General features: G+C 62.2%; 11 protein-coding genes. All 11 read right to left on the bottom strand.

What is annotated here, in order from left to right; all coding sequences use genetic code 11:
• Positions 1-43: 43 nt before the first annotated feature.
• The 11 genes from CORGL_RS02115 to CORGL_RS02065 all read right to left on the bottom strand — a co-directional run bounded on the left by CORGL_RS02115 (position 44) and on the right by CORGL_RS02065 (position 12172).
• The gene (locus CORGL_RS02115; RefSeq protein ID WP_013708273.1) at positions 44-979 is read right to left on the bottom strand and encodes a hexose kinase; all 936 of its coding nucleotides are present in this window, start codon (positions 977-979) and stop codon (positions 44-46) included.
• Between the two features lie 37 nt (positions 980-1016).
• Complete coding sequence (locus CORGL_RS02110; protein ID WP_013708272.1) at positions 1017-1898, bottom strand: aldose 1-epimerase family protein; 882 nt, start codon at positions 1896-1898, stop codon at positions 1017-1019.
• Between the two features lie 80 nt (positions 1899-1978).
• Complete coding sequence (gene nagA / locus CORGL_RS02105; protein WP_013708271.1) at positions 1979-3130, bottom strand: N-acetylglucosamine-6-phosphate deacetylase; 1152 nt, start codon at positions 3128-3130, stop codon at positions 1979-1981.
• A gap of 5 nt (positions 3131-3135) precedes the next feature.
• Positions 3136-4302, bottom strand: coding sequence for an AgaS family sugar isomerase (locus CORGL_RS02100; protein WP_013708270.1), 1167 nt, complete (start codon positions 4300-4302; stop codon positions 3136-3138).
• Between the two features lie 72 nt (positions 4303-4374).
• Positions 4375-5106, bottom strand: coding sequence for a GntR family transcriptional regulator (locus tag CORGL_RS02095; protein WP_013708269.1), 732 nt, complete (start codon positions 5104-5106; stop codon positions 4375-4377).
• A 148-nt stretch (positions 5107-5254) separates the two neighbouring features.
• The gene (locus CORGL_RS02090) at positions 5255-6328 is read right to left on the bottom strand and encodes a PTS system mannose/fructose/sorbose family transporter subunit IID (RefSeq protein ID WP_013708268.1); all 1074 of its coding nucleotides are present in this window, start codon (positions 6326-6328) and stop codon (positions 5255-5257) included.
• Entirely contained in the window at positions 6318-7121 is an 804-nt protein-coding gene (locus tag CORGL_RS02085) for a PTS mannose/fructose/sorbose/N-acetylgalactosamine transporter subunit IIC (RefSeq protein WP_013708267.1), read from the bottom strand. Before CORGL_RS02085 ends, CORGL_RS02090 begins: the two co-directional genes overlap by 11 nt.
• A 94-nt stretch (positions 7122-7215) precedes the next feature.
• Complete coding sequence (agaV, locus tag CORGL_RS02080) at positions 7216-7698, bottom strand: PTS N-acetylgalactosamine transporter subunit IIB (RefSeq protein WP_013708266.1); 483 nt, start codon at positions 7696-7698, stop codon at positions 7216-7218.
• Between the two features lie 89 nt (positions 7699-7787).
• Complete coding sequence (locus CORGL_RS02075) at positions 7788-8075, bottom strand: preprotein translocase subunit YajC (protein ID WP_013708265.1); 288 nt, start codon at positions 8073-8075, stop codon at positions 7788-7790.
• A gap of 2 nt (positions 8076-8077) precedes the next feature.
• Positions 8078-8518 carry a PTS sugar transporter subunit IIA gene (locus CORGL_RS02070; protein WP_013708264.1) on the bottom strand — a complete coding sequence of 147 codons (441 nt, stop codon included), beginning with the start codon at positions 8516-8518 and terminating at the stop codon, positions 8078-8080.
• A gap of 693 nt (positions 8519-9211) precedes the next feature.
• Entirely contained in the window at positions 9212-12172 is a 2961-nt protein-coding gene (locus tag CORGL_RS02065; RefSeq protein ID WP_013708263.1) for an ABC transporter permease, read from the bottom strand.
• Position 12173 lies beyond the last annotated feature (1 nt).

The raw sequence follows: 12173 nt of genomic DNA, 5'->3' as shown, positions 1-12173 counted from the left end.
ATATGCACTCGTCGACCGAGGCACCTGTTTTTCCGCGACAGGCTCAGAGCTCTGTGACCTTTACGGCGCCGTACACCTCGTCCCAGTGCTCCATAGCGAGATGGCCGGTCTGCGGATCCATCGCGTTGAGCTTCCCGCACGTGTTCGCGATGCGCAGCACCGTCTCGTCGTCATTTCCGCCAACGATCGCGTGCGCGAATCCGGCGATCGTCGCGTCGCCGGATCCGGTGGCGTTCACCGCGGGGATCGGGGGTTGCGTCACGCGATAGGTGCGCTCTCCCCGAAATGCGATGGATCCGGCCGCGCCGGCGCTCACGACGACCCACGAGATGTCCTCGAAGCGCTTGTCGGATCGGAGCGCCTGCTGCAGCTCGTCGAGCTGATCGGTGGTGAAGGAGGTGCCGAGCAGTCCGTTGATCTCGGTGAGATTCGGCTTCACGAGCGTGGGCCGCGCACGTGATTCGAGAGCCGCATCCAGGGGCGCGCCCGAGCTGTCCAACAGCACCGGCACGCCCGCGCTGCGGGCCACCCGAACCAGCTTGGCATAGCAGTCCGCCGGCACGCCTGCGGGAAGGCTGCCCGATATGGTCACGCACGAGGCGCGCCCCACGAGCGCAGCATATGCCGTCTCGAAGGCGCCGAGCTCCGCTGTCGAGATCTCAGGGCCTCCCTCGAGCAGCTCGGTCTGGTTGCCCTCATGCAAGATGTTGAGGCAGATCCGCGTCTCCCCGGCGATGGGCGTGAAGCTGTGCGGTATGCCGTCGCGATCCATGAGCTCTTCCATGTAGGCACCCATATGGCCGCCGAGCAGGCCGGTCGCGAGCACCTCGTCGCCGAGCTGCATGAGCACGCGCGAGACGTTCAGGCCCTTGCCGCCGGCGGTCTTCATGGGCTGCACCCGGTTGACGTCATCCACGATGAGCTCGCTGAGCTGGTAGCGCGTGTCGATGGACGGGTTCATGGTTACGGTGAGAATCATCGATACTCCTTGTCTTGGTCGCTCGCGCGCATGGGCGCTAGAACACCTCGATGGTAAAGCCGCGCGTCACGGTCTCACCCGGACGGGCGATCAGGCAGCCGCGCTTGTGCTCGAAGATATCGTCCTCGTCTGAACAGGTCGACAGACCGCCCCACGGCTCGATGGCCACGAAGTCGCCTGCGGGCTTGCTCCATACGATGAGGTAGGGCATGTCGGGGAAGGTGAGCCGGACGCCATGGGTTCCGCGACGACTGAGCAGCGTCGCGCCGCGGCTCGCCAACCGGTCGTATATCGTCTCGGACACCGCGAACAGCTCATGCGACAGCGGCAGGTCGCGACCTCTCTGCGGTCCCTCGCTGCGATCGGAGACGTCGATGAGGCCGGTGTCGACCTCAGCGCGCGGCACCGTCTCGACTTCGGGCTCGTCGAAGCGAATCAGGTAGTCGGTAAAATCCTCCTCACAGCTGAGGGGGCAGCGAAACGCCGGATGTCCGCCGACGAAGAAGGGCATATCGCGCTCGCCGACATTCGTGATCTCATAGGACACGTCGAGTGCGCCTGCGACGCGGCCGAGCGTGTAGCGCGCGACGAACTCGAACGGGAACGGATATTGCGAGAGCAGCTCCGGCGTGCTCGTGAGCCGCATCGCCGCCATCGCGTCCCGGGCATCGACCAGGGCGAACTCCCGCCCGCGCGTGAAGCCGTGCCGGCTGAGCTCGATGCGCGAGCCGTCCGTCGTCTCGGCGCGGCCCTCGCGCAACCCGCCGCAGATGGGAAAGCAGATCGGCGCCTGTCCGCTCCATACACGCGGATCGGCCTGCCACAGATACTCGCGGCCCGCGGCCTTGATCGATGTCAGAGAGCCGCCCGTCGTGCTCAGCGTGACGGACAGCTCGCCGTCGGTCAGCACATGTTCCATATCTCTTCCCTTCTTCAGCGCACCGGGGCGAGCGCGGCTGCGGCTCGCCCGAGCGAGATGCGCACATGGACACCAGACGATCAGCGCCGATAGACGGACTTGCCTCCCAGAAACGTCTCGCTCAGCGTCAGGTCGGGCTCGAGCACGACGAAGTCGGCCGCGCGCCCGGCCTGAATCGATCCGCATACATCGCCGATCTCGTTGGCCTCGGCTGCCACGCGGGTCGCCATGTCGATGGCCTGCGCCGGCGTCGCGATCCCCCATGCGACGACATGTTTGACTGCGTCGTTGAGACGCAGGATCGAGCCGGCGAGCGAGCCGGCGTCCTTGAGGCGCGCCGTGCCCCCGGCGACGACGACCGGCAGCTCGCCGAGCAGGTAGTCGCCATCGGGCATGCCGCCCGCGCGCATGCAGTCGGTGATGAGGACGCAATGATCATGTCCCTTGCACTGCATGACGATCGACGCAGCGATCGGATTCACATGATGACCGTCGCAGATGAGTTCGGAATAGGTCCGGTGCCCCGAATACAACGCCGCTCCGACCATGCCCGGCTCGCGATGATGCAGCGGGCTCATGCCGTTGTACGTGTGAACGAACACGCGCGCGCCGGCGTCCAGACAGTGCAGCGCATCGCTCACCCCGGCGTCGGAATGCCCGAGCGCCACGACGACGCCCATCTCGCGGGCCGCGCGGATGAACGCCGGACTGTCCGGGAACTCGGCCGCGATCGCGATCTTTTTCACCAGGCCCTTCGCCGAGCTCTGCCAGCGTTTGAGCTTCTCGATAGCCGGTGCGCTCAGATACGCGGGGTTCTGCGCCCCTTTATGCTTCTCGGTGAAAAACGGACCCTCCAAAAAGATACCCTGGATGCGCGCTCCGGTGTTCTCGTCGATGCGGTCGGCGACTCCGTGACAGGCGGCATCGAGCTGCTCGGCCGTCGCGGTCAGCGTCGTCGGCAGCCATGAGGTGACCCCGTTTTCGAGGATGCGCTTCGCGATCGTGTGGACGCTGTCCCAGGTTCCGTCCATGACATCGCAATCGCCATAGCCGTGGATATGCGTGTCGACGAAGCCCGGCGCGACATGGCAGCCGCGCCGGTCGAGAATCTCGCAGTCGGGCTCCTTCTCGACATGCTCGCCGAACATCCCGTCTTCAACCAGAAGATAGCCCCCGTCGAGGGTGTGCGTCGGGAAATAGAAGCGGTCCGCGAGCACCGCATATCTGCCCACGGTCCTCACGCCTCCCAAGGGTGAATCGTCACGCCTTTGACGACGCGATTCACGGTACCGGTCGGATTGGGCGTGTCGGGCGTGTTGCCCACGCGCACCGAGTTCAGCACGCCGATGGTCTGCGCCACCATAGCGAAGGGCAGAGACAGATACGCCTCAGGCAGTGGCTCGCGACCTTGGAATGTAAACGATTCGTGCTCGAAGACCGTCCCGGCATCCTGCTGAACGGCTACCGTGCGCTGCGCGATGTCGTCGCCGGAGATCTCATTCAGGATATCGAGATCGTATTGGCGCGTGTAGGGATCGTTGCTCACGAAGACGAACACGAGCGTCTTGTCATCCACGAAGCTCTTGGGGCCATGGCGGTATCCCATAGCCGAATCCCATGAGGTGGCCACCAGACCGTGGGCGAGCTCCAAGATCTTGAGCTGGGCCTCCTGCGCGAGGCCGGAGAGACCGCCCGATCCCAGATAGGTCACCCGATTGAAGTCGCCGGACAGATAGCGCGCGATCTCGGACTCGCGTGAGATGACCTCCTCACCCATATCGGCTGCCGCCTCGACCCATGCGGCCTTCTTCTCGATATCGGACGTGTCGAAGATGAGCGCGCACAGCAGCTGCATGCAGGTGTAGCTCCCCGTCATGGCGAAGCCCTTGTCGTTGGCACCCGGCAGAAGGATCGTCAGCGCATGCGGATCTCCATCGAACTCGGTCTTGAGCCTGCCATCGGGCGCACAGGTGATATTCAGAAATCTGACGTTGTCGATCAGCTTGCCCAGCACGCGCACGGCAGCCAAGCTCTCGGGACTGTTGCCAGAGCGCGCGAAGGACACGACGATCGTGGGGTCTGCGGGGCGAATGAAATCGAGCGGCGCCGAGACGAGATCGGTCGTGGCGATGGGTTTGAAATCAAAGGTGTCCGTGTCTCCGCAGCGGCGCAGATAGGGTGCGACGGTATCGCTCACATAGTCCGAGGAGCCGGCCCCAGCGAGCACCACCGTCGTGCGACCGTCGGCCATGGCAGCCGCCTCGGCGAGAAACGCCTCGATAGCCGTTTTGTTCTCCCTGTAGATCCTGACGGTCTCGCGCCACAGGGCGGGCTCCTGCATGATCTCGGTCGTCGTGTTCCGAGCGCCCAGCTTCTCGAGGTCGTCGCAACTCTTTTCAAACATCGCGTTCTCCTTTTCAGTTCGTGCATAGCACCGCCCGGGATCGTGATCCTCACCCCGGCGGTCTTCTTTATTTCAATCGTTCCTGTAGTGGAAGACTTTGTATTTGAATTGATCGGCACGGGCGACCGAGAGGGTATACTCGATGATCTCGTTGCCGGTGTCATAGGTGGTGCGCGCGAGATCGAGCACAGGAGATCCATCAGCGATGTCGAGCAGGTGCGCGTCTGCGGGACGCGCGATGCTTGCGAAGAACTCCTCCTCGGCAACGCGAATCTTCTCATGGTAGTCGTGTTCGATGATCTCATAGAGAGGCCGTCGTTCGACGAGGGGACGCTTGAGCGTCATGAATCTGCGCATCGGCAGATAGGTTCTCTCGACCATCATGGGCATCCCGTCGGCGGCGCGCAGGCGCTTCAGCTTGAAGAGCCGATCCCCGATGCGCGCCCCCATGTGCGCAGCGAGGTTCTTGTCAGCTTCCATCTCTCTGAATTCCAAAATCGTCGTCTTGGGAGAGCGCCCCAAGGCGCGCATCTGTTCGGTGAAGCTGTAGGAGTGCATGAGATTCGTGGTCTGGGCGGAGCGGTCGGCGACGAACGTCCCGCGACCATGTTGCCTGATAACCAGACCCTGACGCTCCAAGTCCTGAAGCGCCAGCCGGACGGTCGTGCGCGACAGCCCGTAGCGCTCGGCGAGCAGCCGCTCGGAGGGGATGAGATCGCCGGGGCGATACTCATTGTCGATCTTATCGCTCAGGATGCCGACGAGCTGATCATAGAGCGGCTGTTTGCGTGCGCCGAGTGCCATGAGCTCTCGCCTCCTTTATCGACAGGATCAGTGTTCGAGAAAGGCCGCACCCCTTTGGACCCAAGGGACGCGGCCTTCCCGATTGAAGATCAGAACCGGAGCGACGTCGCCTGCAAACAGGCGGCGGGAAACCCCGACAAACCGATCTCTACCAGATGCTTCCCCACAGACCGAACGGACCGGCGCCCAGGATTCCCAAGACGAACATCAAGACGATGCCCTTGATCGGGGTCCAGCTGCGCTTCGCGAACATGTAATAGAGAACCATCACGAGTGCGAGCGGGATCAGTTTCGGGATAACCGTGTTGAGCGTGTCCGCGACGCTGAAGTTGACCGGCGTCTGCGTAACGGTCGCATAGGTGACCGAGCTCATGCCGTTTCCGAGATCGGTGATACCCGTGGTGGTCTCGGTTCCGTCAGCGTTCTTGATCGTGATCGGCTTGCCGTCGGCACCCTTCGTGCCGATCGTGCCCGCCTTCGCATCAGAAGAAATCTCCTGATTGAAATTCTCGGCGTCATCGTTTGATACGACAGCCGTGGTCGCGCTGTAGCCCATCGAGGTCCCATTCGGGATCTTGAGATTGATCTGGGTGGCGCCCATCGTGACCGTCAGGCAGCCGACGACAAAGACACCCATGATCGAAGCGGCACGCGTGAACGCCTGCATCTGCGAGGTGAGCGCATCGATCGCGCTCGTGCCCATCTTGTAGGACCATTTCATGAGACCGAAGCGCAACAGGAACTGCACGACGTTGAAGATGGCCAAGAAGATGAACGGTGCGAGCATGTTTCCGGAGATCGCCATGTTCGACGTGATGCCGGCCGTGATCGGCACGAGCGTCAGCCAGAAGATGGCGTCGCCGATGCCGCCGAGCGGCCCCATCGCCGCGACGCGGACGGCGCGGATGGTCGGGATGTCGAGTTTGTTCTGCTCAAGAGACAGCACGATGCCCATGACGAACGTCACGAGAAACGGGTGCGTGTTGAAGAACTCCAGATTGTGGCTCATCGACGCCGCGAGATCGTTCTTGTTGGTATGGATCTTCTCGAGACCCGGAAGGATGCCGTAGAGCCAGCCGCCCGCCTGCATCCGCTCATAGTTGAACGATGCCTGCAAAAAGCAGGAGCGCCATGCCATCTTGTTGAGCGTCTTCTTATCGAGCTGCGCGGCAGGCGTCTGATCCTCGTAGCGATCAGGGATCACGTAGTCATTAGATGCCATCTTCCATGTCACCTCCGTCAGCGATAGAACCAGCCAGCTCGGTGCGCTGCTGGTAGTCCCAGAATGCGATACCGAAACCGATCAGGGACAAAATGAGCAGTGCCGGGGTCGCCAGCGATTCGTTGGCGACGGTGATGATAGCCAAAGCGAAGCCCATGAAGAAGAAGCCCCACATATCGCGTGACATCATGACCTTCAGAAGGATCGCGAAGCCGACGAACTTCATCATGCCGCCGGCGGCGCTGAGGCCATCCTGCAACCACTGAGGAATCGCTGCGGCAACAGTCTGTCCGATGGTGGCGCCGGCGATGAAGAACAGCGTCACGACGACAGCAAAGATCAGTCCCAGCAGACCCATAGCGAAATAGTTCAGATGAACGATGCCCTTGACATCTGCATTATGCGCCATCCTGTCGGCAGCCGACATGAGAGGCGACATGAGTGTAAAGACAATTGTGACACCGATCTGACCGAGCAACGCGAACGGAATGGCGAGGGCCGCTGCCGTGTTGTAATCGATAGTGGTCTTGAGAGCGATAGCCAGCACCGCTGCCATGATGCCGCCGATAACCGCATTAGGCGGCTGCGCGCCGCCGATCGGCATGTTGCCGATCGTCAGGAGCTGGTAGGTGCCGCCGACGACGAGGCCGGTATTGGGATCACCAAGGATCAGACCGATGACCAAACCTGATACGATCGGCTGGTACAGCGACTCGAGGAAGTCGAACTGATCGATTGCACAGATGAATGTCCAGATGAACACCAAAGCGATCTGTATGATCGAATACTCCATCTTGTTGCTCCTCCTTTCGAGAAATGTTGTGAATCCCGAGGACTCACCGGAAAGCTGCCGGATCCGACCCGGCCGAACAGATGCGAGCAAGCGCTTATGCGAACAGCTTGTTCGTATCCTCCACCGACGTGCTCGGTACACGCCTGATCTCCAGCTCCACCCCCAGTTCCTGCATCTTCTTGAAAGCGGCGACATCATCGTCATCGACCGCCACGGTTGTGGCGACCTGCCGCTTTCCCTCGGACATGTGCATGTTGCCGACATTGACCTTTTTTATAGGAACCCCACCTTGGACGAGCTTGAGCACGTCCTGCGGGGTCTCGGCAACGATGAAGATCTTCTGTCTGGGAGATGCCTTGCTGATGATGTCGATGGTCTTCTGGACCGAAAAGAACCTGGTCTGCACGCCGGTGGGCGCCGCCATCTTCATGAGGTTCTGACGCATCGTGTCACTGGAAACCTCATCGTTGGCGACCAAGATGAGATTGGCTCCCAAGGTTGAATTCCACTGCGTGGCGACCTGCCCGTGGATCAGTCTGTTGTCGATCCTGGTGAGCAGGATATTCGGTTCTGCCATAGCTGCACCGCTCCCTTTCCCGTCATGCCTTTCGGCGTTGTACCTGATCTTGCATTATCGCTGCCATCAGCTGGTCAGCGGGCGGCGCCTCAATGGCCCGCGATCTGCTGAACGGCGTAGCGCGATACGTCCATGATCGCGCCGGAGCTCACCTTCACGCTCACGCGATCGCCTCGCACCGCCTCGACGGTGCCGTAGATGCCACCGCAGAAGATGATCTGCTGACCGGTCGCAAGCTCGGCATGCAGCTTCTCGAAGTAGGCGCGTTTCTTTCTCATCGCCACCTGCGACCATACGGTGTAGGCGATGCCCATGATCACGAGCAGCGCCAGCAGCGCAATGGAGGAACTCAAGATGCTCTGGCCGAAATCGCCCATATCTAGATACCGTCCTCGTCCTCATCGAATCCGTCCCCGTCGGAGTCGGCGGTGATCTGCTTGTGGTCGATGCCGGCCTTTCCCACGGCGAGGGCCTGCGCCACAAGCTCGCCAATCGGCGAGCCGCTGCCTCGTGTGAGCAGAAGTTCGATGAGCATCGGCAGGTTCGTCCCCGTGACGATCTCGACATCGGCGATGTCCTGCGAGATCATCATCGCCTGATTGAAGGGGGTGCCCCCGAGCAGATCAACGAATACGATGACGCCCTCGCACTCGGCACGCATTTCCGCGATGGCCGATCGCAGATCGCTCCCATATGTAGCCGCCGCGGAGACCTCGAAGGGAACGATCCGGAAGGCGGGCTGGTCTCCCGCCACCATATCGATCGCGCTGCCGAGCCCGCTTGCGAACTTCCCATGGCCCGTAAGTACGAAACCGACCATTCTGTACCCCTTTCGCCTGATTTCGTTTCCGGTGCCGCGCACCAGAGCTGCTGGATCTCGAATCACCCCATGTGCCTACATGTACCCCTGTTGCCTCGAAAGCAGCACCCGACCGCAATTTCAACCGCCCGCATGGGCGGGTCCAAACTGATCTTGGAACAAGCGCAACGACGTTCGAGGACGTCCATAACTGGTAGTAACCACATAACGACTTTTTTACATCATAGCATCATCGGCCGCGCAGTCAAATAATGCTCCCATGGTTCAGTGCAACCGCCTGAAGCGCAAAAACAACCGTTTACTGGATGATTTCTCCAGCTAAACTAGAATTTATTAAGTTGAGTGACTTCGTGATTCAACCCCGGCTTGATCTGTTCTTGGATATACAGACCACGCCAATTTCGATGCATATGACTTTCAGCTGCAGGTTTTATCATAAGTTTATGAAGAGGTACGCATTTGACAGAGGCTCGTATCGATACGCGCATCCGCCCGGATGATAGTTAGTGGATCCCACCATGCGATCGCCTGCTTACCTATAGATCGCCCAGCGGCTGGGGATCATCCGTGAACGGCGCGTCATGGACGTGAATCATTCGCATCCTCCACCCCGCCTCGGGTGCAAGCGCATGGGGAGAACGACGCAAGACGCTACCCGCTCGCCCCGGCCTCTTCGCATCGCGGGACTGGTCCCTAGAGCACGTCCTCATGCAGCGCCTCGACGACGCTGTCCGCGCGACAGCGCCTGAGCCCGTAGGCGACCGAGACGGCGAGCACGAACAGAGCCAGACCGATCGCGAAGGCAACCCAGAACAGCGGCAGGCCGAAGGGAAGACCGCTGATCGACATGCTGATAGCGCTGTACAGCGCATAACCCACCGCGGAGGCGAGCGCGAGTCCGATCGCCAGACCGCGCACCGCGTAGCTCGCGCACTCCAGCGCGATCATGCGACGAAACGAATGGGGTCCCATGCCCAGCGATCTCAATACGGCGAACTCGCGGCGCCTGAGCATGAACGAGGTCGAGAGCGTGTTGAAGACGTTCGCCACCGCGATGAGGCCGATGATGATGGCAAACGCCCCGGCGAAGATCTGCAGTGCGCCGTACATCAAGCGGCTCTCCCGGGCGGCCGATGCGTTGTCGCTCACACTCAGCGACACGCCGCCGATCTCTGCGAGCTGATCACTCGCGGTCCGCCTCATCTTCTCGCTCGCTCGCGCGCTGTCCTTGGTGAGATACGACAGGTCCACTATGAGCGAGCTGCCGGGCTCGATGAGGGGCACAGGTCCCGTGCCCTTGGTTCCCGGCGCGCGCGCTGCGAGAGCGGACAGCGCATCGGCGCCTATAGAGCGCAGCGCGCTCTCAGGCAGAACCAAGCTCGGCTGCTGCGTGCGCATAAGGGTCGACATGCCCGCGGGCGCGCTCTGGGCGAGGGCTCCGATCTCGACGCGGGCGCTGGCAACGGTCGCATCCGTCAAAGCGACCTGCAGCTTCTCAGCACTTGACCGTGTGTAGTACGTCGCGACAAGATTCCCATTCTCATCGACCTCGATCGAGGGGCTGCTCGCCTCCGGACGACTGACGAACTCCGTGAGCAGCTCGACGGTCCCGACGTGGTTGATAGGTGCGCTATAGCGGTAGGATGACCCGTCCGAATCGATCACCCGGTTGAGGGCGATAGCCCTCGGATGCGTCGCATCTGCGTAGTCCGCTTCAGAGAGTCCCAGGTCGCGAACGTATGCTCTCCACGACGCATCGTCTATGAAGTGAACCATGAACGAAGCGCACGCGGTGCCGTCCGCGGCTGACTTCATGTCAGACGAGGCGATCATCTCAGAGGGAACGAGGCCCTCGATGTATGTGGTCGCCCTGTATCCGTTGGAGCTCACACCATCGATCTTGAGCAGCTCCGCATCCAGACCGTCGACGACATCGAGCGTGCCGGCAAGTGTCGCGCCATCCCGAGGGTCCACCGTGAGTGACACCCGAACATCGCCTTCGGCTGTGCTGCCAGCGACTCTGGACAGCATGTCCATATCCTGAACGAACGAGCCGATGATGACGAGCAGCGCGACGGAGACGGCGATCGAGGCGACGGCGACGTGCGACTTCGAGCTCGCGCGCGTGAGGTTGCGATGCGCCAGATAACCGGGCACGCCCGAGAGGTGCAGACGCAGCCGATCCAGCGCGCCGCCCGCACGTGCGCCGCTCCCTTCGAGCCGAACGGCACGGCGGCGCGCCCGGCGAGAGGCACGGCGCTGCCGACGCCGCTCGGCGCGACTCAGGTGGACGAAGCCGGCAGAGCGCAGAGCATCGATCGCGGAGGCGCGACCGGCACGCACCGCGGGCAAAAGCGCGCTCAGAGCGATCGTAACAAGCGAAAGCAGCGCCGCGACGCCGAGCACCCACACGGAGATGACGACCTCTGGAGCATGGCCGGAGACGCGCATGAACAGGGCGAGTCCCTCACCGGTGAGCTGGAAGACAACCCAGGTCCCAGTCAGGCCGATGATGAGGCCCGAGGGAACGCCGACTGCCGCGAGGACGAGCGCCTCGATGCAGATACTGCACCTGATCTGACGTCGAGACGCCCCGAGCGAGGAGAGCAGCCCCAGCTCGCGGGTGCGCTCGGACACCGAGATGGCGAAACCGGTGTGGATGAGCGACACCGAGGCGACGATGACCACACCGCTGAGAATCCCCAGGATCGCCGCGACCGTGACCCATATCTGCTCTTCCCCTGTGATGCCACGGTAGCGCAGCAAGGAGAGATGAAGCGATTGCTCGAGACTGTCAGGGACGTATGAGGCGCCCCTTTCGCCTTCCTGACTATCGCGGGAGAACGCCTGCGCGTAGGCCTTGAAGTCATCAAGTGAGACGAGTCCGGTCGTCGTCGCCCAAACCGTGCTCCCTCGATAGGCCAGCGCGCCGTCATCGCAGGTCAGCGCAAGGTTCATCACACCATTGTTCAATTGCCAAGCGGAGCCGGGCAGATAGAAGCCCACGACGGTGAACTCAGCGGGCGCGGGCCCCTCGATGCTCTCACTCAGACCCGAGCCCTCGCCATAGACCGGACTATCGCTCATCGTGAGCCTATGTGTCTTCGCTCCTGCGGAATCTTTCGCCACCCGCTCGCCAAGCGGGAGCGTGACAGGACAGTCGAGTGCGATCTTTCCCTGGCTTCGCGCCTCGAGCCGACCGTCGCCTGCGAGGAGCTCACCGCGAAGCGCGACCGGCATAAGCAGCTCGTGGCTGTTCTCGGGCATCCTGCCGCTATCGATCTGTGGCGGCACGACTATGCCTTGGGCCGTCGAGGCCGAGGGCGAGGACTCGACAGCCAGGCGCTCCATATGGCCCCTCTGCTCTGCGGAGGGCAGCTGCGCGACGCCATATTCCCGCATGACCACGGTGTCGGCTGTTCGGCCGTCAGCCTTGAGTCTGTCCACGTCGCTGTCGGACAGACCGCTGAGGCCGACCTCCCAGGACCCCTCGATCTGCTCGGTGCTCTCATACATCATCGAGCACAGGGAGAGCGCCGTGGTGAGGATGGCTGTGATGAGAGCGCAGGACAAGGCGATGCCAGCGACGCACACGACCGTGCGCGCGCGGGCGCGGCGCAGCGAGCGCAGCGCGTAGGAGCCCATGACGCCCATC

Source organism: Coriobacterium glomerans PW2 (assembly GCF_000195315.1).
Classification (GTDB): domain Bacteria; phylum Actinomycetota; class Coriobacteriia; order Coriobacteriales; family Coriobacteriaceae; genus Coriobacterium; species Coriobacterium glomerans.
The sequence above is the reverse complement of the archived record's forward strand: the minus strand, read 5'-3'. Positions and strand labels throughout refer to the sequence as shown.

Bases quoted from the DNA above. Each gene is read 5' to 3' on its own strand.
- CORGL_RS02115 (WP_013708273.1), bottom strand. From the start codon at position 979: ATGATTCTCACCGTAACCATGAACCCGTCCATCGACACGCGCTACCAG.
- CORGL_RS02110 (WP_013708272.1), bottom strand. From the start codon at position 1,898: ATGGAACATGTGCTGACCGACGGCGAGCTGTCCGTCACGCTGAGCACG.
- CORGL_RS02100 (WP_013708270.1), bottom strand. From the start codon at position 4,302: ATGTTTGAAAAGAGTTGCGACGACCTCGAGAAGCTGGGCGCTCGGAAC.
- CORGL_RS02095 (WP_013708269.1), bottom strand. From the start codon at position 5,106: ATGGCACTCGGCGCACGCAAACAGCCGCTCTATGATCAGCTCGTCGGC.
- CORGL_RS02090 (WP_013708268.1), bottom strand. From the start codon at position 6,328: ATGGCATCTAATGACTACGTGATCCCTGATCGCTACGAGGATCAGACG.
- CORGL_RS02085 (WP_013708267.1), bottom strand. From the start codon at position 7,121: ATGGAGTATTCGATCATACAGATCGCTTTGGTGTTCATCTGGACATTC.
- agaV (WP_013708266.1), bottom strand. From the start codon at position 7,698: ATGGCAGAACCGAATATCCTGCTCACCAGGATCGACAACAGACTGATC.
- CORGL_RS02075 (WP_013708265.1), bottom strand. From the start codon at position 8,075: ATGGGCGATTTCGGCCAGAGCATCTTGAGTTCCTCCATTGCGCTGCTG.
- CORGL_RS02070 (WP_013708264.1), bottom strand. From the start codon at position 8,518: ATGGTCGGTTTCGTACTTACGGGCCATGGGAAGTTCGCAAGCGGGCTC.
- CORGL_RS02065 (WP_013708263.1), bottom strand. From the start codon at position 12,172: ATGGGCGTCATGGGCTCCTACGCGCTGCGCTCGCTGCGCCGCGCCCGC.